The sequence below is a fragment of the Rhodococcus sp. ZPP genome (genome assembly GCF_017656075.1).
In the GTDB taxonomy this organism is placed as follows: domain Bacteria; phylum Actinomycetota; class Actinomycetes; order Mycobacteriales; family Mycobacteriaceae; genus Rhodococcus_F; species Rhodococcus_F oxybenzonivorans.
On sequence record NZ_CP058640.1, the window covers coordinates 221746 to 246431 of the forward strand.

Sequence of the window (24686 nt, forward strand, 5' to 3'; positions counted from 1 at the left end):
TCATGCAGAAAACCACCCCACAGGTGTTACCTGGGCCGGCCCACACGCGTGCCGGGCAACTCACCACGGACGATGTCGCCGGTGTTGTCGAAGCACTGACTGGCGAACGCGTAACCCCGCGCCCCGACCGGCACACCGGCCCGGCGGCCGGAACCCACCGGAAAACCGAGCCGCGGCACCGTCCGAGCGGCGGGAGCCTAGGAGAGCCCGGTGAGCAGAAGAACGCGTCATGTCGCGATCCGGATCTATAGCGAGTCGGGCAGTGTGACACAGCAGGATGTTCAGCCTATTTCCCCTGTACGCAGGATGTCTCAGACCGCCTGCCGTGAACTCGCGGCACTCGAGTCGACGACGACCCGAGATTCACCCCAGCGCACACCACGATGAGCCTCCGCGCGTGCTGACGACGAAGCGCTGAGGAGACTCCTGGAGCGTTCGGCTCACCGAGCTGATCGCACAGTAGGTCCCGCATCGCTGATTGATTGTTTGATTTGCGGCACTGAAACGTGACACTGTCGAGAGGAGGACCGTACGTCGTTCGCGATCGCAGAACTGATTCGCTCCGTGGTATCGGTGACCTATAGGCGGCCCCGCACGTGCAGCTGGCACCACCACCTGAGCGAGCAGGGAAATCAATTGAGGTGCGTGGACCGAGTACCGAAGTCGATGACGCCGACGTTCATGTGGAGTGACGTGAAAATCCCCCGTCCATAGGGGCTTTGATGAATCCGTTGTCACCGATCTCACTATGGTGTCGATCGCGCGTTCGAGGTCGTCGTCGCCGAAACCATGCGCCGCACCGTCGTCAAGCCCCTCCGGCATTTGTCGGCGAATCCGATCTGAAACCCACTCCGGCGGTCGATTTCACCGAGGCAGAACTGGTGCGCATCGACTTGCTCCTCGTCGGCAGCCGGGACAACGCTCTCTTGTGCGCCAGCGCGCTCCGGCCGGTCCTGGACACCTTCACCCGGTGGCAGATCATCGGTCCGCGCGAAGCGCCCGCGCAGCAGACCGCCGACTACCGGAAACAGAATCGAGATCTCGACGTGGGAGAGCGGACCGTCCACCGAATCCAGGTCGGGCTGAGAGGAGTGGGCGAACTCGAGGCGGTCGTCGATCTGCTCGAGGACGCGCTACGGTCCACGGTGTTCAGACCCGCCGGCGAAGTCAGGTACGCAGTGCTCCACGACCGAAGAGACCAGGCCGAGGCGCTCGAGGAGTTCCCCGACTGTCAACGGACACGAGGAAGCCCGGGCCGGCGGACATGAGATTTCCGGATCTGTGGACATCAAAAGTCCGGATGTGGAGTCGTTGAAGGCCGGTGGCGGCTGGTGCCGTTGGTCCGGCGTCGTTAGTCGAGTGGGAGCACTCCTTTGCCGGCGAGGGCGTCGGCGAGGCGGTGTGAATCGCCCTTGGTCACGATGACGTGGGCGTGGTGCAGCAGACGATCGACGGTGGCGGTGGCCAGGGTCTTCGGCATGATTGTGTCGAATCCCGAGGGATGAATATTCGACGTCACAGCGACCGAGCGTCGTTCGTATGCGGCATCGACGATGCGGTAGAACGCCTCGGCGGCGTCCTGCCCGGCGGGCAGCATGCCGATGTCGTCGACCACGACGAGATCGCAGGAGCAGACCTTTGCCACGGTTCGGGCGACCGACCCGTCGGCCTTCGCCTTGTTCACCGTCTGGGTGAGGGTTTCGAGGGTGAACCACTGCACCCGCAGGTCCGCCTCGATCGCGGCGTGCGCGAGCGCTTCGACGAAGTGACTCTTGCCCGTTCCGGAGGCTCCGGACACGGCCAGGTTCTCCCGGCGGTGCACCCACTCGAGGGTGGTGAGCGCGTTCTGGGTGGCCTCGGGAATCGAAGATTCCTCCGGGCGCCACGACGAGAACGTCTTGCCGGTAGGGAATTTCGCGTTCTTGCGGCGCATCCGCCGGGTGGCGGCGTCCCGGCCGACGACTTCCTCCTGCAGCAGTACCCGCACCACCTCGGCCGGGTCCCAGCGTTGGGCCCTGGCGGTCGCGAGTACGTCGGGGGCAGCCTTGCGCAGATACGGCAGCCGCATGCGGGTGCAGATCTTGGCGAGCTCGTCCGGGAGGGGCGGCGCCGAGTTGCTGTTCATGCGCCCACCCGGCCCCATCCGGCGGTGCCGGGCCCAAGTGGAGTGGGTTTCGTCGACCACCACCACAGGTCCGGGTTGTTCGGCGGCGAGGTGGTCGAGGATCGAGGCGAGGTCCCCGTCGCCGAACCGGCCCGCCGCCGCGGCCACGGCCAATGCCTGATCGACCCGTCCGGCGTCGAGGATGTGGGCGAATTCGACTGCCCTGGCCATCTTGTGGCGGATCCGGACGACACCGCCCGCGGCGGCGTCGGTCAGCCAGCGGTGTGCGCCCTCGCCGAGGGCGAGGAAGTCGATCTCGGCCGCGGTGCGCGGGCAGGGTTTGGGCAGGCGCAGCACCGATCCGTCGTCGGGGTGATGCGGATAATGCGCGGCGACGATCCTCGGGTTCCCCGGGGTGGACAGTCGGTGGCGAGCGATCTCCGCGACACCGGTTCCGGTGCGGGCGACGATCACTAATTCGTCGCCGGTGACCCGGCACCACGCCTTCGTCCCTTGGTGTCCGTCCGGGGTCGAGTACCGCACGTTGCCCCAGCTGACGGTCTGGTCGAACCCGACGAGGCGCTCCTCGCCGAGGGCGAGCAGATGCGGGTCCTCGGGCAGCACGTGCAGTCGGCCGAGTTCGGTGGCCAACCGCTCGGCCGGGGCCGCCCCGACCGCGCGGTGCGGGCGGGCGTTGACCTTCTCGCACCACCGCTCACATGCGTCGAGGAGCTCGGCGAAACTCGGGTATTCCTCGAGCAGGTTCGCCTTGGTCGGGACGAGATCGGCCTTCGCGATCTTGACCGTGTGCTCGGCGCCGCCCTTCGCTTCCGGGTCGAACGGTTCACAGGTGTGCACGACGCAGCCGTAATGTATTCCTGCGGAAACGATATCGGGGTGGCGGACGGGGATACCGGCGATCCGGTCCATCGTGACTGTTCGGGGATTGTCGGTCAGCAGATACGTCGGTGCCCCACCGATGCGGCGCAGTGTGGTGTCCAGGCAGGCGATCAACGTCGGGAGCTGCTGGTCCCACGCCGGCACCACCACCCGGAATCTCGACCACGACAACCATGCGCAGAACAGTTGGGTTCGCCGGCCACCCACCCGTGGGCCCTCACCCCAATCGAACTGCAGCCACATGCCCGGCTCCGGGATCCAGGGCCGATACTTTCGGCGGTGCCCGGCCCGGTAGGTCGCCTTGAGCTCGGCGACCGCGCGGCGGGTGGTGCGGTCGGTGCCGTCGAAGCCCATCGCGGTGAGCTTGTCGTGCACCACGTCCGCCCTGATCCGACCCTGTGAGGCATCCACCAGCTCCTCGATCTTCCCGAGGAAGGGGTCGATCGAACGTGCACGACGCGCGCGGTCGGCCGGGTCGTGGCCGGTGTCGCGGAGCTCGACATACCGGGCCACCGTCTTCTCATCACACCCGACCAGCTGCGCCGCCGAATGCGCACACTGGGTCAGGTCGTAGGCTTCCAAAATCTCCATCACTTCCCTGGCACACTTGGGTCTCGGGGTTCCTTCGGTCGGTTGGTTTGCGCGGCAAACCAAGCCAACTCGGGCGAAGGAACCCCGCCCGGTATTTACGCCAGCGTGTCAATCAGCGGTTTTCGTGGCCGCCGACCCGGAATTCTCGTGTCCACTGATCCGGAGAAACCGTGTCCGCCCAACCGGAGCGAACTGACCGCCTACAAGGATTCTGACGTGTCCGTTGGCACCGACCTTGCTTGACAACGCGTCCTGGCCACAACGACGTTGTGCGCTGATCCCTGAGGTTGCCCCTTGAAGGTGGACACCGGATTTCATGCGGCGACTGACAGCGTAGACGACACGATCAGTCGTTGTTCGAACTCCACCGGGGTGAGGTATCCGAGGGCGGAGTGACGGCGACGCCGATTGAAGTACGAGAGCCACTCGAACAGCTCCAGCCGTGCCTGCGATTTCGACGTCCAACTCCGTCCGTGCAGCCACTCCCTCTTGAGTCCCTGGAAGAACGACTCGGCGAGAGCATTATCGTAACTTGACCCGACCCGTCCTCGACTCGGGCGGATCCCATGACGGCGGCATACATCGACAAAAGCTGCTGCGGTGTACTGCGTTCCGCGGTCACTGTGGAAGATGACGCCACCGACGTCACCACCGCGGGTGCGCACCGCCATCTCGATCGCGTCCGTGACGAGATCGGTGCGCATGTGGTCGGCGATGGACCAGCCCACCACCCGGCGTGAGCAGATGTCGATCACCGTGGCCAAGAACAACCACGAGGATCCCACCGGAATGTAAGTGATGTCCCCACACCACTTGGTATCTACAGCCGTAGCGGTGAAGTCCCGCATCACCAGATCCGGCACCGACGGAGCCGACTTGTCGGCGATAGTTGTGCGCTTGCTGCGGCGCAGGTGCCGGCCCACCACGTGGTGGATTCGCATCAGCCGGGTCACCCGTTTGCGGTTGATCTTGCGTCCGCGGGAGCGGAGTTCGGCGTGAACGCGCGGGGCACCGTAGGCGCTGCGGTGCTCGCCATGGATGGCGCGGATCTCGGCGACTGTCGCAGCCTCCTCCGCCGTGTGCTCGGCGCGAGCATCCTCGGTGGCCAGGTGCCGGTAGTAACCGGAGCGGGAGGTTCCCAGCACCCGGCACAGCCGCTGCACGCCGAACTCGGCGCGATGGTCGGAGATGAAGTCCCAGCGGCGGGTCTTCACTTCACCTCTTTCGCGAAATACGCGGCTGCCCGGCGCAGGATCTCGCGTTCGAGCTGCCATTCCTTCTCGGCACCGCGTAACCGGGCGTTCTCTGCCCGCAGCCGCGCGAGCTCGTCCGCTTGGGTTTCCCCACCGGCGGTGCTGCGGGCCTCCGGGCGTCCATTGCGGGCGGTGTCCTTGCGGACCCACGTCCGTAGCGTTTCGCCACTGATGCCCAGGTCCGCGGCGACCGCCGCGTATGTGCGCTGGCCGTCGGCCGCGCGGTACAGCGCAATCGCGTCTTTCCGGAATTCCTCCGTATACAGAGACTGGCGTCCCACTTCGACATCCCTCCTGGCTCTACTAGAACCATTGTCAGGGGTGTCCACTCCAAGGGGGCAGGCTCACCCCTCGACCTGCCGTTCGTCGAGCGCGAACCGCTCGGAGATGTGCCGGGCCCGCCGCAGAGGACGAGACCCCGACATCAGTCACATATCGGCGTCACCGAGCGCGACCCCGAGCACAAGGAGCGAATGGGGGTCCCGGTAGTAATGGCGCCAAAAACAACGAAGTTCGCGTAGCGCCTGGTCAGCGGGTAACGGGCGAGTCGTTGTTGGTGGCCGCTATCGGTGGCTGCGGTCGGGACCGAGGAGGCTGGTGATGCCGCGCATGGCTGCCGGTGAGGGTTTGAAGTAGCGGCGCAGGTTGTCGGGTTTGCGGTGGCGGGACTTGGCCATCAGCTCGACCAGGCTGGCTCCGGCCTCGCCGAGATGCGTCAGGCCAGAATGCCGGAGTTCGTGCAGATCCCAGCCGGTGCCGGGTCCGTTGGTGGCGGTGGCGGCGTCGAGCAGGGCGCGGGCCTGACCGTAGGACAACCTGGCCAGGCCGGTGTCGGGGCAGATGTCGCGGTCGGCGACGGATTTGCGGGGTCCGGGTCGGCGGTGGGTGACGAACAGCGGTCCACGGGTGCGGCCGTTGGTGAGGCGTGGCAGGAGCCGGGCGGTGCCCGCGTCCCAGTACACGAGCTCGTGCGCGTACTCGTGATGGGCGGCGCCGCGGCGGCGGGTGCGAGGCTTGGCGCCCTTGGACTTCACCGGGCAACACCGCCCGGCCAGATCGAGGTCTTCGATGTTGACCTGGAGCAGTTCCTCGGTGCGGGCGCATGTTTCGTAAAGCATCCGCCACAGCGTCTTCTCCCGCAGGTCGATGTCGCGGCGGGCGATGAGCCGGTCGATCGCGGCGCGTGAGCGCACCGGGGCGGCCGAGTCCGGTGGGGTGGAGCGCTTCACCCCACCGGGACCGCCGGGGTGGTGTGCCCTTGCTCGCGGCACCACGCCAGCCAAGACGCGACGGCGGCGCGGCGGGCGTTCCAGGTGTTGACCGCCGCCTCGCCCCACAGGGTTTCCAGGGTGTCGCCGATCTCGTCGTCGACGACGTTGGCCAGCGGCCGGGCCTCGCCGAGCGTGGCGGTGGTCTTGTCGACGGCGATGGCGTAGGAGCGGCGGGTGTTCGGGGAGCCGATCGAGTCGAGGAAGCCGTCGCCGGCGGCGCGGACGGTGATCCGGGACGACACGGTGGTGTACCTCCCTCGCCCGGCTTGCCACATAACGGTGCCGCTTGGCGCACCGCCGGAGCGGAGTCGTCGCAGGCCGGATTTCATGGTGCCACAGATAACAGGGTGTTATTTGTGGCACGCCCGGGTGCGGTCAGCTGTGCAGCAGGTGCCCGAAAATGGTGGTGCCGAGGTGGTGGGCGTCGGGGAGTTCGACGACGACGCCGCCGATGCCGGGGTGGGTGTCTGCCCAGGCCTGGGCGCTGGCGCGGTCTGTGAAGAAGTTGAGGTAGTGGCAGCAGGTGTCGGCGGACGGGCCTGGGCCGGCTTGTGCGCCGACGAAGACGACCGTGGTGGCCGGGTCGGCGGTGACGTGCCCGCCGTCGGCGGTGACCGTGATCGGGTCGGCGGTCACCGGGTCGGCGGAGGTGATTGTCACCGGCCTGTCGAGCATCGCGGCCATACCGAGTGCGTCGACCGCGCACATGGCCGAAACCGTGGCTCCACCAGCGATCCGGACTCGATGCGGCGTCGGTGTGGCCGAGAATGGATACGCCGCCGCGATGCCCCCGGTCGCGTCGAGGCGGACGATGTCGGCGTCGTGCAGGCGGCGCAGGAGCTGCTCGACCGGCACGTCGGGCTCGGCGGCCATCTCGGTCAGCTCGTCACCGGTCGGCACCTGCCCATCGGTGGCGAAGGCACGCAGGATCGCCTGGTGCACAGCTTTTTCGGTGGGGTCTGCCGGTTGCGCGGCGGCACGCCAGGCGTGGAGCACTGTTGCCGGAGATTCGGCGGCGGGTGGCGTGCAGCATGAGGATGCGGTGTCGTCCCCGAGTGCCGCGGTGCCGTCCGGGACGAGCCGCAACGCGGCGCGCAACGCGGCGACCGAGGGTGCGCCGTCGAGCCGCCCGGCGTCGGAGGGGTAGAGGCGGCACGACAGGCTCGGGACCTGGCCCGGCGTTGCGAACGGGTCGCAGCCGTCGACCAGCAGGGTGGGTGATCCGGTCATACCCGCGGTGGCGGCCCGGCCGGGATCGTCAATCACGCGGCGGGTGATCTCGAGCGGCACCGGCTGGCCGGCGGTCGCCTGCCGGATGCGCTGCTCGAGTACCGCCACGTTGGGGCAGTCGGGGACCTGGAGGATTTCCAGTTTCACGGGTGGTCTTCTTCGTGCAGCGAGGTCAGGATCGGACAGGACCGGCGGTTGCGGGGCAGCTCGCACGTCGCGATCAACTCGGCCAGCGAGCCGCGCATGCGCTGCAGGTCCGCGATACGCCGTTCCAGCTCGGCAACCCTCGACTCGGCCAGTGCGCGGGCGGTGTCGCAGTCGTCGGGGCCGCCGTCGGCCCGCCGCAGCAGTTCGGCGACCTCGTCGAGGGTGAACCCCAGCTCCTGGGATCGTTTGACGAACCTGACCACCGCGACCGCCTCGCCGGGGTAGCTGCGGTAGCCCGCCGGGGACCGCGCCGGTCGCGCGAGCAGACCACGGCGCTCGTAATAGCGCAGGGTCTGCGCGTTGACCCCCGCCCTGGCTGCCAGCTCACCGGTCCGCATGCACACATTCTCAACCCTGTACCCGAGTACAGGGTCAAGGCCGCACACAGCCGCCGGATCCTCTCGACTGGGTGTCTCTCGGTTTCCCCGGGTCAGAACAGGGTGTCGCGCACGCGCAGCGGCCGGTACCCGGTGGGGCCGAGCTGGGCGAGTTCGGCGTCGATGTCGACCTCGATGGCACCGAAGAAGTTGATGTTCTCGCTGTGGGCCGGGGAGATGTGCCCCAGCGCCTCGTCGTCGATGCGCCGCCCGGCCCGCCGCATCTGTTCGGTCGCCAGCCCATAATACTCTGTGGTCCAGGCGATTACGGCGTTGGTCGCCAACGTGAGGCACCATGCCTGTTCGGTCTGTCCCTCCAGGTGCCTCGCGCGCACGGTTCCTTCATGCGCGTAGAGCAGGTCGCGGCGGAGTGCGTGCAGGGATTCGCCCTTGTTGAGCTGGCGGGAGATCTTGCGTCGATAGCCCGGGTCGGACAGATACCGGGCGGCGTAGATCGTGCGGCGCAGCGCCCCGTACTCCTTGAGTGCCGCCGCGAGGGCGTTCTGTCGGCCCGACGCCGACAGCTTGCCGACCAGCAGGGACGCGGTGGCGTGCCCGAACTTCAGCGACCCCGTCAATCGCAGCAGGTCGTCGTAGTGCGCCGGCGATGAGATCCAGATTGCACCGCCGCGTCAGCAGCGGCCCCGCGTGCGGAAACCTGGCCTGGACCTCGGCCCGGGGGGCCTGGCCGATACAGGGTGATCCGGCCCAGGTGCCGGATCCGGGGCGAGAGCTGCAGCCCGAGCAGATCGAACAGCGCGAAATTCACGAGCGTGACGCCGTGGGTGTCGGTCGCGTGCTCGGTGATCGGCAGATCCGTGGCATTGCCGAGGATCTCGTCCAGCACGTAGTGCGCCTCACGTTTCGTGGCGACGATGACCTTCGTGCCGTAGGTGGCATGCTGATCGGTGGCATGGGTATATGTGCTCAGTCCTTCGTTCGCAAAATGGCGGCTCAACGCTGCGGTGACCGATTTGCCGCGGGTCGGGAACCGCTGCCCATCACTGGAGGACAGGGTGCCGGCGCCGAAGACCGGGGTCAGCGGCAGCCCTTGGTGGTAGTCGATGATCGTCAGGTTCGCTGCCCGCAGCGTCTCTTCCCGCACGTACCATTCGCTGGTCCAGGCCAGAATGTCGTAGGAGATCCCGGACGCCTCGGCCATTCGGGTCAGCCCCAGGTTGGTGGAGTAGGCCAGCAGGACGGCGATGAGGTTGCGTTTCAACTCCGGGCTGCGGGCCTGCTTGCCGCCGGCGTGAGTGAAGCAGTCCAGGTAGCCGGTGCGTTTGTCCAGCTCGATCAGCAGCGACACGATCGGCGCGAACGGGAGCATCTCCGTCAGCTCCTGCTTAAACGCCACCGCTTCGGCCGGAACGTCTTCTGCCGACAGTGGCGAGACCACCAGGTCACCGGCCTCATCGAGACGGACCGGGCCGTCGCCGTCGGCGAGCACCTTCTCCAACTCGCTCATAGCGTCGTGCAGCTCGTCGGTGGCGGTCGCCAGCGCGCGGGCCGGATCAGCGGGTTTGCCGACCAGGCGGCAGAACTCGTCACGCTGCGGCTCCCACGCCTGCGGGGTCAGTAGGTAAGCGGCCGGGTCGGCGTAGCGGCGCGATCCCGGCACGAACACGTCGCCGCTGCGCAACCCGTCCCGCAGCCCCAGCAGCACGCACAGCTCCCAGTAGTGCCGATAGGCGGTGGTGTTGCCGGCTTTGCGGGCCTCGTCGAGGTAGCCGCGCCACTTCGTCGGCACGAACCCTGTCGGCGCGTCGTCGGGCACCTTGCGGGTACCGGTCGCGTTCAGCTCCCGCAGCATGTGCACCCCGATCAGCAGCTCAGTCGCCCCGGTGCCGCCGGCGAACCGGACTGTCGACGGGGCTTCCCCCTTGAGTGAGGACATCCTGGACACTGGGTCGTGAAGGTCCCAAAGGAAGAATGTCACTGATGGCGATGAAGGCGTACTCGGCGGAATTCAAAGCCGATGCCGTCGCGCTGTACCTGTCCGACCCGAGCCACACCTTCGACGGCATCGGCAACGACCTGGGCGTCAGCCGTGAGACCCTGCGCAACTGGGTACGGGCCGAACGCAAACGCACCGGTACCTCCACGGCCGAGCTCCGGGCCAGTGGGGCGGCACGGCCGGCATCGTCGACGGGCGAGGTATCGTCCGAGTCCGTGTTGGAGGAAGAAAACAGGCAGCTCAAGGCCCAGATCCGGAAGCTCGAAACCGAGCGGGAGATCCCGCGCAAGGCGGCGAAGTACTTCGCCGGGGAGACCAATTGGTGAGCCGCTTCCGTGTGTCCTGAATTCGAAGGGAGTTGGTTGTAGGGAAACTCCGGTAGAAGTGCTGTGCGGGAGATGAAGGTTGTTTGGCCCTTCGGAGTCGCCCTGCGGGGGGAGGCTCCAAACCGCCTCATGCTGCATTGGTTGAAGACCGTTGTGGTGAGCGATGGGGAAAAGGCGCCGTGAGAGGTGTCAGGTGGGGACCGGAAAGACGAACGCAAGTGAATCGCTGCTGACGTGTCGAAACTTACAAGGTGGCATCGAAACCGGGGCGTGGAAGTAGTCCCGGGATGAGCCTGGCGGGTGCCCGTCTATTGGCCAGGTGGTGTCCGGCATGTAGGCGACGTGAGTCCGGTCTGCGGCTTCCGCATGGAACAGGAGAAGGCATGCCCCGATACCGATTCGCCGGGATGGCGGGCGAGAGGGAGTGCCCCAAGCGGCGGATACCGCAAGGGGTCGAGTACCGATGCGGGGTGTGCTGGCGGACCGGCTCGTAGTAGTGATGAAGCCCCTGTAATGGGGGTGGAGCGAAGGAGCCGGGTCGTTCGTGGCTGTGTTGATCGCATCAACCGAACAGTGATTCGGGAGGAGTTCGGTGGGCCAGTTGAAGTCACAGATCAAGCCGTTTGAGATTTCGAAGTGGGAGGTCAAGGAAGCCTGGGAGGAAGTCAGAGCGAATAGGGGAGCACCGGGTGTGGACGGGCAGAGTATCGACGACTTCGAGACGGACCTGAGGAACAACCTCTATCGTGTCTGGAATCGGATGTCGTCGGGCTCGTACTTTCCGCCTCCGGTTCGTGCGGTGGCCATTCCCAAGCCTCACGGAGGCGGAGAGAGAATGCTCGGCATTCCCGCTGTCGCCGATCGCGTGGCTCAGACCGTGGTGGCCCGGCATCTGATGCGGCGGGTCGACCCTGTATTCCATCCGGACAGCTTCGGATACCGGCCCGGGCGGTCCGCCTTGGATGCGGTGGAGAAGTGCCGCGAGCGCTGCTGGAAGCGGGACTGGGTGGTCGAGTTCGACATCTCTCAGTTCTTCGACAGCGTGCCGTGGGACCTGCTGGTCAAGGAGGTGGAAGCGCACACCGATGCCGTTTGGGTGAAGTTGTATGTGCGGCGGTGGCTTGCCGCCCCGCTCGAGATGCCCGACGGCACCCTGCTGGAACGGGAGCGTGGAACTCCGCAGGGAGCTCCGGATACGCCCCCAACGCAATGGGCAACTTCTGCTTTGATGTCACGCTGAGCTATCGGCGGCTGGAACGTCCACGGCGTGTCGCGAAGGGCATGTGACATGTTCAGTAGTACTGATTATGTCATGTCTGATGGTCGTGCGCGTGCTGGCGCTGCGGTGTACGCCCAACGGGTCAACGCGGCGGCGGAGCTGCTGGAGTCGGGGGTGCCGGTGGCCGAGGCCGCGCCCATCCTGGCGGAGCGGTTCGGCTGCTCGGTGCGGCAGGCGCGGCGGTACGCCGACCGCGCCGCTGAGGGCGGACGGGCCATCGTTCCGGAGGAGACGACGGTGTTCACCGTCAAATTACCTGCGGCGCTGGCGGTTCGGGTGCGCGAGCAGGCTAGGGAGTCGGGGAGCACGATCTCCGCCCTGGTCGCGCAGGCGTTGACCGAGTTCTTGGCGCGGGGCCGCAGAAAGCCTCGGCGCAGGTGAACGACCGGGTGGTCGAGACACAGTTCGTCTTCGACCGCCACGCGGCCACGGATGTGTCGGTGGCCTACGCCATTCTGGTACCACAGCGACGGGCCCGTATCGAACGGGCCGGTCAGGAAGGACGACCGCCCCATGACGAGCGCGGTGATCTACGCCCGGGTGTCCTCGGCCCGGCAGAAGAAGGACGAGACGATTCGCTCACAGACGGCGGCGCTGCGCGCGCACGCCGAGCAGCTGGGACTTGAGGTCCCCGACGAATGGGTCTTCGAGGACGAGGGGCACTCCGGGGCCACCCTGATCCGCCCGGCCCTGGAACGGCTGCGGGATGTGGTTGCCGGGGTCGGGGTGGATGTGGTGCTGTGCTACTCCCCGGACCGGCTGGCCCGCAAGTTCGCCTACCAGGCCCTGCTGATCGAGGAGTTCACCCGCGCCGGAACCCGGGTGCAGTTCGTCCAGGGCCCGCGCGGCGACTCCCCGGAGGATCAGCTGCTAGTGCAGTTCCAGGGCATGTTCGCCGAATACGAGAAGGCACAGATCCTCGAGCGATACCGCCGCGGCAAGACCCACCGCGCCAAGACCGGGTCGATCAACGTGCTCTCCGGCGCCCCGTTCGGCTACCGCTACGTCCGCAAGAGCGACCACGCCGGCGCCGCCTACGAGATCGTTGAGCACGAAGCGGTGCTGGTCACCGAGCTGTTCCGCCGCTACGCCGACGACGGCGCCTCCATCGCCGAGCTGGCCCGCTGGCTCACCGACCAGGGTGTGCCCACCCGCACCGGCAAGCAACGCTGGGACCGCTCGGTGCTCTGGGGCATGCTGCGCAACCCCGCCTACGCCGGACGCGCGGTGTTCGGCAAGACCATGGTCGTGCACGAATCCCCCGGGCTGAACCGGGTCGCCCGACTGCAGGGACGATCCACACCCCGCGCGTCCAAGACCGTCGACCGGCCCCGCGACGAATGGACCGAGATCGCCGTCCCGGCGATCGTGACCGACGAGACCTTCGACCGGGTCGCCCGGCGCCTCGCCGACAACAAGCGATTCGCCTCCCGCAACAGCAAAACCCCCTCGCTGCTGCAAGGCCTGGCCGCCTGCTCGGGCTGCGGATACGGCTACTACCGCACCTCGACCCGCACCACGAACAAGAAGATCTACTACTACCGGTGCCTGGGCTCCGACGACTACCGATACGAGGGCGGCCGGGTCTGCACCAACAAACCGGTCCGCGCCGACTACCTCGACACCGTCGTCTGGGACCACATCACCGGAATGCTCGCCGACCCCCGGCTGATCCGCACCGAGATCGACAAACGGCTCGACAGCGCGCGCACCTCCGACCCGGCCGCAAAGGAGCGAAAACGTCTGGAGACGGCACTGGCCAAAGCCAGCACCGGGATCACGCGCATGATCGAGGCGTTCGGAGAGCAACTGATCACCATCGACGAACTGCGCGCCCGCATGCCCGACCTACGTGCCCGGGAAACCAACCTGCACAACCAAATTGAGGCACTCGACACCCAGCTCGCTGACCGCGAGGCCTACCTCAAACTCGCCTCCGACCTCGAAGGCTTCCTCACCCAACTCCACACCAAGGCCGAGATCTCCACCGTCGAAGAACGCCAACGCGTCCTCCGGCTGCTCGTCAAAGACGTCCTCATCGGACCCGACAAGATCACCATCCGCCACCGCATCCCAATCCGAGAACGCACCACCGACGACGCTCAACACGCCGACAACGCCGACACGGAGGGCGACCATCCGTCGCATTGCCCATTGCGTTGGGGGCGTAGTTTCTCCCGTGTTGGCGAATCTGTTCCTGCACTACGCGTTCGATGTCTGGATGGTCCGGGAGTTTCCGGGCGTCTGGTTTGAACGCTACGCGGACGACGCTGTGCTGCACTGCGTCACCGAGCGTCAGGCCCGGCAGGTGCTGGCTGCGCTCGGGGACAGGATGGCCGAGGTCGGGCTGCGTCTGCACCCGGCCAAGACCCGGATTGTGTACTGCAAGGACGGGAAGCGGCATCTCTCTTACGAGCATGTGGCGTTCACGTTCCTCGGGTTCACCTTCCGCGCCCGAAGCAGCCGGAGTCGACACGGCAGACTGTTTCTGTCGTTTGAGCCGGCCGTGAGCAAGGATGCCCTCAAGAAGATGGGGCGCAGGGTGCGTTCCTGGCACCTGCATACCCGCTCCGATCTGTCCTTTCGGGAGCTCGCCCGCTGGATCAATCCGGTGCTGGCGGGTTGGATCAACTACTACGGCCGTTTCCGGCCACGGGAGTTGCATCCCTTGCTTGCGCGCATCAACGCCTACTTGGTGCGCTGGATCCGGCAGAAGTACAAGCGGCTCGCACCGCATCGGAAGGCCCTCGCGAAGTTGCAGGAGATCGCGCGTCGATATCCCCGCATGTTCGCGCACTGGCCTTATGTCACGGTGGCGCTGCGGATCTGATGATCAGAGCGACAAGAGCCGTGTAACGGGAGACTGTTACGCACGGTTCTGTGAGAGCCGAGGGGTGAAATTCCCCTCGGCTACTCGACAGTTCGTTGACGACCACCGCGACACCGTTCCGGTGAAGTGGCTGTGCCAGATTCTCGAAGTCTCCCGCTCGGGTTTCTACCGGTGGCGGACCTCTGCGCCGTCCCGGGCCGCCCGTGCCCGCGCCGACGAGGAGCTGGCCGCGCGGATCCGCGCCATCCATGCCGACTTCGATGGCACCTACGGTGCCCCGCGCATCACGGCGAGCTGCGCGAGGCGGGGATCGAGGTGAACCACAAGCGGGTCGAGCGGGTGATGCGCGAGCACGGGATCGTCGGCGTGCACCTGCGCAAACCGGTGCGCACCACCGTCCCCGATCCGGATGCGTCCGCGGTGCCGGACCTGATCCGGCGGGATTTCACCGCGAGCGCACCGAACACCCGATACGTCGGCGACATCACCTACCTCCCAGTCGGTGACGGTGAATTTCTGTATCTGGCGACGGTGCTGGATCTGAGTTCGCGACGGTTGGCGGGGTGGTCGATCGCCGACCACATGCGTACCGAGTTGGTCACCGACGCGCTGCGGGCGGCCGCTGCCTGTCGCGGCGCCGTAGGTCTCGATGGATCAATTTTTCCACAGCGACAACGGAGCCCGGTATCCGCTGTTCCAGTTCGACCGCGAGCGCAAACAGATCCGCCCCGTCGCCGAACATGCGAACCGGCTCATGGAGTGCGATCTCGACCCGTGGGGGACCCTGGACTGGTGGTTCACCGAGAACCCGCTGATCGGTGACCAGCGGCCGGTGGACCGCTTCACCGCCCAGACGTTGACGGAGGCCGAGGTTGAGGTTGAGGTGATGGTGGCGGCCGAGCAGATGGGCATGGACTGACCCCGGTGAGCAGCGAACGCTACAACGGCCGGCGCCCGCAAACCAGGCTGATTCCGGCGGGCACCGTACTGCACCGAATCTCGGGTACCGGATCGCCGTATCCACCGAACTCATTCAACAGCAGCAGTATTCGACCGCTCGGTGACCCGCTGCAGGGCCGGTTCGAGCCGATTGACGCTTCTCACGGCGGCTACCCTGTATGTGGCGTTGTCCCTCGCCGGCGCGGTCGTGGAAGGCATCCTCCGCGACATCCCATCCCACGGTCGGGGATCGTGCGCCGCACGCGGCTCGCCGGCAAAACCCACACCCGGATGATCCTGAACCGGGAAAGCACCGTGGCCTCCCTTCTCGATGGTGATCTGCGATCGCTGAATCTGTCGGGAACGTTGGTCGGCTGTGACCGCGGCGCCTACACCTGGTCCCGCACCACCTGCCATCAGATCCTGGGCGCCGACCCGGACACCGATGGGGTGATCTACCGTTGCCGCAACAACTCCGCCGAACTCGCCCTGATGCTGCTCGACCACGGGGCCTTAGACTCCGCCGCTCTCGAGATCGCCGAATCCCATGATGTGTTGACCGACCCGAGCACCTTTTCGATGAGGTGGTCAAGGTCCTCGATGAGGTCCATCACCTGAAATACGTGGGTGCGGGCACCGCCCGGCTTCTGTAGCCCGAGGCATTTCCGCACGCCAGTTCGCGGGTGCTTCTGTTGGACGTTTGGTCGGATCGCCAACCCCTCCCCGTGTCGGTGTCAGGGTGTCCTGATCCCCGTCGCGGCCAGGGCATCGGTACGGCACGCTGTGTAGTGGCTGAAAAAAAATGCCGGGGTTCTGAGACAGATTGCTGTGCCATGCCGCGAGACAGGCTGTAAGTCCGCAGTTCGCGTCGTCTCAATGTCACTGGTAACGAGACTCTGCAGAACCGGTGGTCGTCGGTGGCGCTGGCATCGAGACCCATCAGGTCGTGGTCGAAGGTCGGTGTATCGGTTTGAACACGCCCGCGGCCGTGGCCCGGTGCGCTCACCGACGGACAGATCACCCCTCATGAACAGAAGATCCGGCGTGCGTCGTACGAGGTGTGGCGTCGCTACCAGCAGTTCGCCGGTTCTGGTGGGAGCGACGAAGTGGACGTCGAGCTGGACGGTCGCCATCGAGGTGATGCCTACGATGGACATCGCGTTTGTGCCGAGCGCGCGATCAGCCAAAGTCATCAGGTGGCCTCCCTTCACAACGCCCCCGAGGTTGCGATGTTTGGAGTGACAGTGCACGCAGAATTGTTCGTTCCTATCGTCGAGGGTTCTGGACCAGAGCGGCCCGACCAAGGCGAGGAACCCGTCGTCCTTGAGCAAGGTCCAGCCCTGGTTCGGGTGGAAGATGGCGGCATCGTTCGCGGTCGGTTCAGGGGCAGCGGCAGGGGGGCAAGGCCGTCATGAGCGCTGTCCGAGTCGAGCTTCACGTCGTGCGGCGGCGACGATGAGCGCGGCGGCGAGAGCATCGAAGGCATCGCCGGCATCGCCACACCGATTGTCGACTCCCACGGAACGACGATCGCAGCGGTGCACGTCTCCGCTCCCAGGGACGACTCGCCAGCGACCGCCTCCCCATCGTCCTCGGACAAATGCAGCGAGTGAACGTGACCATCTCACGGCTCCTCGGCGCCACAGAATCCGCACTCGCCAAGCACCGCTTGTCTGCCGCGCAGTAGTCGCGGCCGGCAACCGGCGTTCAGCGAACGCCGGACGGGCACTCGATTCACATTTGTCCGAGTTTTCCTCGAGTGTCTTCTCCGGAATTCTGATCGAACCAGAGGCTGTGCTGGTCTAGCCGGCCTGGGTTGCGTACGGGGTCAGGTCGGGAATCGGCCAGACCCCGTCAACGCGTTCCACAGCGAGTTCGGCGACCACAGTGTCCTCGTCCATCGGTAGAGGTCGGAGGATCCGGGGCTTTCCGGCCTCCCATTCGACGTCGATGCCTGCGGAGGTCAGAGCGCCCTCGTCGATGACGGCGACGATCAGTGGCAGTGTCAGGTCGCCGAACGCCAGATCGAGCACCGAAGCGAGTGCGCCCGGTTTGGTTGCGCGGATGAATCCCGCTTCGTCGTAACTGATTCCGCGCGTGGAAATCTCGTACTCACCGAAACGCTTGCACGCTTCCCAGTCATCGGCGATGGCGACGTGGACGAGTCGTTGTCCGGTCATGCGGTACTCCTGTAGTGTTCGAAGTAATGAAACGTCAACGTAGCATTAATTTACTAGGTGGCGTAATGGTGGACATGAGGAATTGGTGGACGTGACAGAACAACCTCGCAGACGTGGGCGAACCAGCGACGCCGAGCGCGCCGATCGACGCAACGAGATTCTCGACGTCGCGGTCGACTCGTTTCGAGAAGTCGGGTTCGCTCGAACGACCATCGACGCGATTGCCACGGCGGCCGGCGTCGCCAAGCGCACCGTGTACAGCTATTTCGGCGATAAATCCGCGGTCTTCGCTGCTGCTGTTGCGCGTCAGCACTCGTATGTCGAGAACGCCGGTGACGGTCAGTCCGACCTGCTCGCCGCCGCCGTGGACATCGTCGTCGCCCTGCATAGCGACAACTCGATTGCGCTGCACCGCATGATGATCGGTGAGGCGCTGCAGTTTCCTGAACTGGCTGCCGCGTTCTACGAATCCGGCCCGGCCAAGTCGATTGCCTTCCTGGAGAAAATACTGCTCGATCAGCACGGCCAAAAGGCTGCGCTGTGTGCTGATCAGTTGTACACATTGCTGCTCGGTGAGGAACACCGGCGGCGACTGCTCGGGCTCGCCTCCGAACCAGCACCCCAAAAAGCTGCGCAACTTGCGGCTCGTGCGATGGAGTGCGTTCTGGGATCTGATCGGTAGGCTCGACGGGGTGAACAACCCTGTGATCTGGTTTCGACGCGATTTGCCGGTAGGTGACCTTCCCACCCTGAGTGCAGCGTCGTATGCCGGAGGACAGACGTTGGGGCTGTTCGTTCTCGACGAGAAACTGCTCGGACCGCCAGGCTCACCCCGTCAGGATCAACTGTTCGCCAACTTGACGGCGCTCGATCACCAACTCGACGGAAAACTGACGGTTGTTCGAGGTGATCCGGCGGACGTGATGCCCCCGGTGGCGGAATCAGGTGGCGCCACGATGACCCTACGATCACGCGGCGCCGCCGTCGCCGCGGGTGTTCGCACATCAGCGTGCCCGAAGCCTGTCGCGTACCTGTTGTTGCGCTTGGGCACGTAGACCCGCACGCACCTCTTCGTGGATGGTGGTGGACACGGCGGCGGCCGTCTCGATTGAGACCACGAGTGCGTAGCGAATTTTGTCCCCTCTAGGGAGGTTGTGCGCATCATTCTGGCATTCAACGTGGATCGGAATCGCGTCACCCTGCGTAAAGGCCAGCGTGCGGTTGCTCTCGAAGATCTCATGTTGGCAGGTTCCGCGGCGGACCGCATGATGATCGGCTTCTGCCCGTTTGCCGAGTGCCGGCAGGTCGTCGTACAGGGACTGGAAGAAGACTTTGGCCGTGCGATACCGCGCGAGTCGCCCCACCGTCGGTGTCATGGATGCGAGGGTCACGGTGACCCGGTGCCACTCGGCTTTGGCCTGGAGCGAAATCGGCAACGGAAGGTTGTAGGTGTGCCGCTCATCTCGGCCGATTGCACCGCCGGCGACGACGACGGCGCGGTTTCCTGCGGCAGTCGCAGCACGAGAGGCATCTAGGCGTCCGTATCCGAGGAGGGCTGTAAGGCGGCTCTTTCTGCTGTACTGGTCAAAGGCGAGTAGATCCTGGAGTCGATCCCCCAGATTCGCCCATGAGCTGGCATGAACGAGTAGAGCCTTCGCTAGAGCAGGATGGTATTGGGGGTCCAGAAGCGTGCTGCCGGTCTCGGAGAATGTGGTCTCGAGGGTGTCAAAGATGCGGTTTGCTTCACGGGTGACGAGCGCGGTGGCATTGCTGGTTCCATGCGTGTACTCGAGAGCGTTCGTGCTACCTCCGATCCCTGGAGCAGCAACAAGCGTTCCGGGGCCAGCGCTGGAGGTGCGGGCGAGCGCAAGGGATACGGTCGGAGACCCGTCGTCCACTGGCTTGACGTAGTGAGAGCGCCCTCCGGAGTGGTGGAGTTCGGGCTTGACGGATCTGTTGAGCCCGGGCCCAACCGCACCATAGAGCGAAGGTGCCCCTTCTTCGGTGATGTCCCACACCGTGTCTGGGACGGCCGATCCTGCTGCACCATCGGCATGCGTGGCACCGACAGTAAGGACGTTGAGAGCATCACCTGGGGGCATGATTCCGCGGAGCCGGCTGGTCTTCCATGCCGCTTTGACGACCTCGGCCTTGGCGCTGTCAAGATCGTCGATGCTGCTCGCGGGAATGACCAGGGGGATGTCGGTGTGGTTGCCGGCACTGACGACAAAGAGCAAGTTGTACTCGACCGCGAGCCAGTCGAGCAGTCTCGCGGTAGGGCTGACTCGCCGGATAAGCGCTCGCGAAGCGGATCCGATGGACAGGTTGACGATGCGGACACTTCGAGCGGTCGGTTCGTGTCCCGCCTCGCCCTCGAACATTCGTCGGAGCGCGCGGTGGAGTAGGTCGGGGAGCAACGCGTTCTTGATGAATCGCTCGCCGTAGGTGACGTCCTCGGCCTGCATGATCGGTCGGCAGTAGAGCGGACGGTCGATCGGCGTGTCACTCTTAGAAAGGTCTCCGTGAATGATCAACGATGCCATTGCCGTGCCGTGCCGACGAGAACTGACTGGGTAGTCGTCGCTGCCAAGGCTGTCGGGATCATCGATAATAAGGCGATCGCGAAGGTGATCGTGGTTGGCCAGAGGAAGACCATCCAGCAGCGCGATACGAGGGCGTGACTCCGTGGGCAGCTGCTCGGGCACGGCCGTGTACTCAGCAGCGATTTCAGGATTGTCGTGCCGGATGCTCATCGGGGTATACGGGCTGACGAACATGATCTGGTCGGCGTTGAGCAACTTGATCGACTCAGCGCCCTGCTCGATCACGCTCTGAACCTGCTGCACAGGCAGTTCGACGAGCAATGCATGGTAGGCGATCGCTCCAATCTGCGCGTCGGCGAGGATCCTTCCATTGGCCTGTGTGACGAGCTGACGCAGCGTAGTCTCGGCCGAATTACGGTCGGCGGCAGTTCCTCGGTACCACAGTTCGATCTCGATGATCTCCGGACTGTATGAGCCACCGATCAATTCGAGGTGCTGACGCCACTGCTCGAGCAGCCCGGTGTCCTTGATCCGGTCGACTGCCCCCCAGCGGCGGAGCGTTCGGAGCTGAGCGAACACATCCTTGAACTTGCCGAGGCCACGCTCAAAAGTCACTGAGGGGTCCTGCTGCCAGATGCCGAACAGGCGGATGAGCTCGTCGATCGCGGTCGCGTTCGACATGACGACGTACAGCGAGTTCGCGACCACATCCTCGGATGCGCCCCCGGTAGTCCTGTCTACGTAGTGGAAGTCTTCGTCGGGCTCGGTTCTGTCCTCGAGTTGCTCGGTCAGGAATTGCAGGCCGGCCTTCTCCGCGGCGTTTCGAAATCCTTCGACGGTGCCGGCCAGGTCGAAGACGACGACTAGCGCGGGATCGACCTCGTCGGGCGAACCTTGCGTCACCGTGGCGCGCTGACTGGCAAAGGCGTCCTGTAAATGGCGGAATTGAGGACCGATTCGCTCGCCTTGACGACTCGGGGATGGTTTGTGAAGCTGCGGAGGGCGAGGAGGATTCGACTGTTTTACGCGGCCACCGGTGACGGGCGGTTCGAACACGAGGAGCGGGTGACCGCTGCTGTTCATTCCGTTGCCTGGATTCGCCAATGCTCGAGCCTTTCTTGGACGATGCGCCGCAAATCGGCGTCCGGCTGCTCGAGGATTGCTCGGCGCCTGACGTCCTGAGCGAACTCTTCGATCTCCGCGTAACTCGCCCCGGCGAGTTTGTCGGCGATCGTTCTGGGGGTGTAGCCGAGGTCGCCGCCGAATCGGCGGGCGAGTATTTCGAGATACTTAGTGGCTTGGACGCGGCTAGGTGCACGGAGTTCTGCACGGACCTGGAAGCGGCGCCAGGCTGCTCGGTCGAGGAGTTCGCCGTGGTTTGTGGCACCGACGAGGATGACGTGTGCCGGAAGCCGATCGATCTGGAGCAGCAGGGTCGAGACCACGCGCTTGATCTCGCCGGTTTCGTGCTGGTCGGCGCGCTCCTTGGCAATGGTGTCGAGTTCGTCGAAGAACAGCACGCAACGGCGGGTCCGGGCGAATTCGAAGGCGTGGTCCAGCCGTGCCGCGGTTTCTCCGAGAAAGCTCGAGACCACGCCCTCGTAGCGCACAACGTAAAAGGGCAACATCAACTCACTGGCGATGGCTTCAGCGACACTGGTCTTACCGTTGCCTGGGGGACCGGACAGCAAAAGTCGGTTCCGAGGCTCGAGACCATAGCTGCGCAACAGTTCTGAACGCTTTTGCTCTTCGGCAAGTTCCGTGATGACGCGCTGCACGACAGGATCTAGTTGGAGGTCGCTCAGGCGCCTCCGCGGCACGATCTCGTGAACCAGGTCCTGCACCGAGGAAGAGTGATCGTCGCGAACCGCGGCCTTAGCACTCGTGCCACTCGTGGTCAAGATCTCTGACAGTCGGTCCGCTAGCAGGTGATGCTGGTTCGCGCGCTCTTCGGCTATGACGGATTCGACGAGAACTCTGAAGCGATCACGGTCACCGCGGCGCTCCGCATCGACGAGGTCGAGTAGGAGATCGGCCCGCGCCATCAAATCACCCCTTTTTGCAGCTAGTTGGCCATATCGAACCGAATCATACCGGGGTGGCCGCCCAGCACCTCCCATCGCAGCCGGACTTTTATGCTCCGCACGATCAACTCGATCACACGCCCCGTGCGGGGCTGAGCGCCAGCAGAGGCCATGCCCGTACATAAGGACATATCCGCGAAGAAGTTGTGGGTCATGACCAAGGTTGACCTGCCCGTATGACAGCGTCGCTGCAAGGACCGTCTCACTAGTTGCCCACTCGTCGCGGGAACTGTTCACCAGTGAGCGGCTCTTGAATCAACTGGATCCGTCGATGACAGGGCCGCATCGGGCGTGGCGTGCGACCACCCCAAGTAGGAGCGCTTGAGAGCGGAGGTTAGAAGGACATGGTCAAGCGCCGGCTCGCCTACACGAGGCATGAAGATGCGGAGCGCCGCGAGGAACGCATATACGAGAAGTGTGGGCATTTCGGGGCCTCGGGAGTTCGTTGAAATTTCAGCGAGATCCCGAATTGCGGGGTCTCGTCGTATCGATGGTGGTCGGGCGCGGATTCGTGGCTATTGCCGTGCGCTTTCCTGTTTGCGGAGCAGGAAACGTTGTACCTTCCCGCTGGGTGTCTTGGGAAGGCTCGGCACGAAGTGCACCCGGCGGGGGTAGGAGTGCGCGGCGAACTTTCGTTAACGACGTCTGCAGCTCGATCTTGAGTTCGTCGCCACCGACCACTCTCCATTGCGCAGGACCACGAATGCTTCGAGGACCTCACCACGAAGCTCGTCGGGCAGTCCGACCACGGCTGCTTCGATGACGTCGTCGTGAAGTACCAGTACGCTTTCGACGTCGAACGGGCGGTGAGACGTCGAGTCGGCGCTGGACGCACCACTCGTCCAGCGCCTGACGGAAACACGGTCTTTGGGGGAGAGCACGGGGGCGGAGATCCGGTCCGCGATCGGGTGCCGCTGGTTCGATGTGGTGCGTCTGAGCGCTGATTTGGATATGTGGATCGGCGACGAGGGTGCGGTGTTGGCGGACGCACAGGTCAACGTTGTTGCTACGACGGTTGCGCGGGTTTATGGGGCGATCTGGCAGCCGTTTTGTGGTGTTGCGGTGTTCGCTGCCCACGACGGCGACGGCGAGACTGTGGGGCTGCCTGAGCCGGTGAAAGATGCCTTGCTGTCGGGTGCGATCCTCACCGGCGCGGCGGTGGTGAGCCGATGACCCCGCCCGCAGCCCCACCACGGCAACAGCGACGACGATCCCCATACCGGAGGCGTACATGTCACAGGCTGAGCGTGCCCTTGAGCGCGGCACCCACTACATCGAAGAATCGATCTGGGTCTACCTGATGCGGGACTGGGACGGCACCGACAGGTGGGTCCTCGATCCGGTGACGGTGGACGGGTGCGGCCTGGATTCGGGTCTCGAGGATGGTGCCCGCAATTCCGAGTGCATGTGCGACAACCAGGCCGAGTGCAGCGCGATCCGGGACCGGATGGACAAGGTGTACCTGCCCACCGCGGAGGAGTTGCTGCACCTGCTGGCGGAGTCGCTGGGCTACACGGTGTCGAATGCGGTGCAGCCGTGACGGTGGAAGCAGTGATCGTCCGGGATCCTGATGGGCCGACCAGCGTGTGGGTATTGATCGCTCCGCGCGGAATTGCACAGAAGCGAGAGTGTGTCCACTGCGGACGGATGCGGTCGATCAAAGGACGCACCTCAGCGCTCGAGCCCCTCTGCGCTACCTGCTATCGCGCGGATCCCGCATCGTTCCGAGAATGCGGGGAGTGCGGGACCGTCGAACGTCTCCACCACTTCGGCCTCTGCGAGCGCTGCGCATGCCCCGGCGCGGTCCGCTCGCTTCTTGCCGGTGCCTCTCCGGCGGCGCGTGAGTTGCTGCTGGGCGTACTCGACGGTCAGCCCGGCGGGCGAGGTAGTCCGACGTGTGCCGCGGGGTCAATGTGGGGAGGGGCGGAGGATCGGCCCTGGGTGGACCCGGCCCTGTCGGCAGCCGGGCGTGGGTAGTCCCCCTTACCCGAACACAGCCAGTACGGCCTGTACCCGAACGCGTCGGGTGCGGGCCGTGCCTGTGGGTGGGTGGTGTGGGGTGTGAGCTGGGGTGATGGCAGGTCCCCGGTCGGTACCGTCCGGGGTTGCTCAGGTGTGTGGGGTGCCGGCGAGGTGCGGGGGTGGTTGTCGGGGGAGGGTGCGTCGGGGTGCCGGTTTTGCCCGTTTTCTTTCGTTTTTGAATCATGTTGGTAATCAATAGCTTTCGGGAATCGGTTGGTATGACTGCTTGTATCTAGGTTATGCACGTTGTGTCTTGACTAGGTCTCGAAATGTGTTCATATACAACGTAATTAATTTTTGATAGGTTCGTCGGTGGATTGTGTCGCATCTTCGGTGGGTGCATGATTGAGGTATGACGATGCGCGACGCGGTGAGGCGAGAGGGCGGAAGCATGGAAGTACCTCCGCGCTTCCCCAGCCCCGTTGGGCAGTCAGGAACCGGATCGAACGTGTCGACGAAAGGCGCAGGAAAGAGCCTAATCTGCGAAACTCAGAGGAGCGAAGCGACTCGATCGACGGCAACGGGAATCGACCCACTGCGAGCCGCGCAGCACTCTCCTGCGGGAGCGGAGCGACGGTCCGTCTCCCGGAGCG

17 protein-coding genes and 7 pseudogenes are annotated in these 24686 nt (G+C 65.1%); 12 read left to right on the top strand and 12 right to left on the bottom strand.

What is annotated here, in order from left to right; genetic code table 11:
• Positions 1-881: 881 nt before the first annotated feature.
• A complete protein-coding gene (locus HYG77_RS36580) occupies positions 882-1268 on the top strand; it encodes a hypothetical protein (protein WP_208964427.1) in 387 nt (128 codons plus the stop codon).
• A gap of 83 nt (positions 1269-1351) precedes the next feature.
• Here the strand turns inward: HYG77_RS36580 and istB are convergent, their stop codons facing one another.
• From istB to HYG77_RS36615, 7 genes and pseudogenes are all read right to left on the bottom strand, one after another.
• A complete protein-coding gene (istB, locus tag HYG77_RS36585; protein ID WP_208964428.1) occupies positions 1352-2125 on the bottom strand; it encodes an IS21-like element helper ATPase IstB in 774 nt (257 codons plus the stop codon).
• 651 nt (positions 2126-2776) lie between these two features.
• Positions 2777-3595 (bottom strand): annotated as a pseudogene (gene istA / locus HYG77_RS41090) (IS21 family transposase); the annotation flags it as partial.
• A 314-nt stretch (positions 3596-3909) separates the two neighbouring features.
• Positions 3910-5129 (bottom strand): IS3 family transposase gene (locus HYG77_RS36595; protein ID WP_208964082.1). Its coding sequence is split into 2 segments (ribosomal slippage): positions 3910-4874 and positions 4874-5129, totalling 1221 coding nucleotides; the frame shifts between segments, so codons are not numbered across the junction.
• Between the two features lie 282 nt (positions 5130-5411).
• Positions 5412-6394 (bottom strand): annotated as a pseudogene (locus tag HYG77_RS36600) (site-specific integrase).
• A gap of 100 nt (positions 6395-6494) precedes the next feature.
• Positions 6495-7496, bottom strand: a complete 1002-nt coding sequence (locus HYG77_RS36605; RefSeq protein ID WP_208964429.1) for an alkylmercury lyase family protein — start codon at positions 7494-7496, stop codon at positions 6495-6497.
• Positions 7493-7894 carry a MerR family DNA-binding protein gene (locus HYG77_RS36610; RefSeq protein WP_208964430.1) on the bottom strand — a complete coding sequence of 134 codons (402 nt, stop codon included), beginning with the start codon at positions 7892-7894 and terminating at the stop codon, positions 7493-7495. Before HYG77_RS36610 ends, HYG77_RS36605 begins: the two co-directional genes overlap by 4 nt.
• A gap of 92 nt (positions 7895-7986) precedes the next feature.
• Positions 7987-9803 (bottom strand): annotated as a pseudogene (locus HYG77_RS36615) (Tn3 family transposase); the annotation flags it as partial.
• 71 nt (positions 9804-9874) lie between these two features.
• Between HYG77_RS36615 and HYG77_RS36620 the strand changes: the two are divergent.
• The 7 genes and pseudogenes from HYG77_RS36620 to HYG77_RS36650 form a co-directional block, all read left to right on the top strand.
• A pseudogene (locus tag HYG77_RS36620) lies at positions 9875-10227 on the top strand (transposase); the annotation flags it as partial.
• A 581-nt stretch (positions 10228-10808) separates the two neighbouring features.
• Positions 10809-11417 (top strand): annotated as a pseudogene (locus HYG77_RS36625) (reverse transcriptase domain-containing protein); the annotation flags it as partial.
• A gap of 111 nt (positions 11418-11528) precedes the next feature.
• Complete coding sequence (locus HYG77_RS36630) at positions 11529-11876, top strand: ribbon-helix-helix protein, CopG family (protein WP_208964397.1); 348 nt, start codon at positions 11529-11531, stop codon at positions 11874-11876.
• A 132-nt stretch (positions 11877-12008) separates the two neighbouring features.
• The gene (locus tag HYG77_RS36635) at positions 12009-13748 is read left to right on the top strand and encodes a recombinase family protein (protein WP_208964431.1); all 1740 of its coding nucleotides are present in this window, start codon (positions 12009-12011) and stop codon (positions 13746-13748) included.
• Positions 13678-14325 carry a group II intron maturase-specific domain-containing protein gene (locus HYG77_RS36640; protein WP_307807148.1) on the top strand — a complete coding sequence of 216 codons (648 nt, stop codon included), beginning with the start codon at positions 13678-13680 and terminating at the stop codon, positions 14323-14325. Before HYG77_RS36635 ends, HYG77_RS36640 begins: the two co-directional genes overlap by 71 nt.
• Before the next feature lie 82 nt (positions 14326-14407).
• Positions 14408-15013 (top strand): annotated as a pseudogene (locus tag HYG77_RS36645) (IS3 family transposase); the annotation flags it as partial.
• A gap of 503 nt (positions 15014-15516) precedes the next feature.
• Positions 15517-15882: a hypothetical protein gene (locus HYG77_RS36650; RefSeq protein ID WP_244461575.1), complete on the top strand. Its 366-nt coding sequence runs from the start codon at positions 15517-15519 to the stop codon at positions 15880-15882.
• A 116-nt stretch (positions 15883-15998) separates the two neighbouring features.
• On the opposite strand, the gene HYG77_RS40345 is transcribed toward HYG77_RS36650, so the two are convergent.
• Positions 15999-16457: a hotdog domain-containing protein gene (locus HYG77_RS40345; protein WP_244461581.1), complete on the bottom strand. Its 459-nt coding sequence runs from the start codon at positions 16455-16457 to the stop codon at positions 15999-16001.
• Between the two features lie 609 nt (positions 16458-17066).
• Positions 17067-17444, bottom strand: a complete 378-nt coding sequence (locus tag HYG77_RS36665; protein ID WP_208964432.1) for a DUF952 domain-containing protein — start codon at positions 17442-17444, stop codon at positions 17067-17069.
• 91 nt (positions 17445-17535) lie between these two features.
• Between HYG77_RS36665 and HYG77_RS36670 the strand changes: the two genes are divergently transcribed.
• Positions 17536-18126, top strand: coding sequence for a TetR/AcrR family transcriptional regulator (locus HYG77_RS36670; protein WP_208964433.1), 591 nt, complete (start codon positions 17536-17538; stop codon positions 18124-18126).
• Positions 18127-18136: 10 nt separating this feature from the next.
• Positions 18137-18499 (top strand): deoxyribodipyrimidine photo-lyase, encoded by a 363-nt coding sequence (locus HYG77_RS36675; protein ID WP_307807149.1) that lies wholly within the window; start codon positions 18137-18139, stop codon positions 18497-18499.
• Here HYG77_RS36675 and HYG77_RS36680 read toward each other — a convergent pair.
• The 3 genes and pseudogenes from HYG77_RS36680 to HYG77_RS36690 form a co-directional block, all read right to left on the bottom strand.
• The gene (locus HYG77_RS36680; RefSeq protein ID WP_208964434.1) at positions 18449-21070 is read right to left on the bottom strand and encodes a S8 family peptidase; all 2622 of its coding nucleotides are present in this window, start codon (positions 21068-21070) and stop codon (positions 18449-18451) included. The genes HYG77_RS36675 and HYG77_RS36680 overlap by 51 nt on opposite strands.
• Positions 21067-22032 carry an ATP-binding protein gene (locus HYG77_RS36685; protein ID WP_208964435.1) on the bottom strand — a complete coding sequence of 322 codons (966 nt, stop codon included), beginning with the start codon at positions 22030-22032 and terminating at the stop codon, positions 21067-21069. The genes HYG77_RS36680 and HYG77_RS36685 overlap by 4 nt, the downstream gene beginning before the upstream one ends.
• Before the next feature lie 554 nt (positions 22033-22586).
• Positions 22587-22880: pseudogene (locus HYG77_RS36690) on the bottom strand (AMP-dependent synthetase); the annotation flags it as partial.
• A gap of 118 nt (positions 22881-22998) precedes the next feature.
• On the opposite strand from HYG77_RS36690, the gene HYG77_RS36695 reads away from it, so the two are divergent.
• Both HYG77_RS36695 and HYG77_RS36700 read left to right on the top strand, forming a co-directional pair.
• Complete coding sequence (locus tag HYG77_RS36695; RefSeq protein ID WP_208964455.1) at positions 22999-23244, top strand: hypothetical protein; 246 nt, start codon at positions 22999-23001, stop codon at positions 23242-23244.
• A gap of 58 nt (positions 23245-23302) precedes the next feature.
• Positions 23303-23611 carry a hypothetical protein gene (locus tag HYG77_RS36700; RefSeq protein WP_208964436.1) on the top strand — a complete coding sequence of 103 codons (309 nt, stop codon included), beginning with the start codon at positions 23303-23305 and terminating at the stop codon, positions 23609-23611.
• Positions 23612-24686 lie beyond the last annotated feature (1075 nt).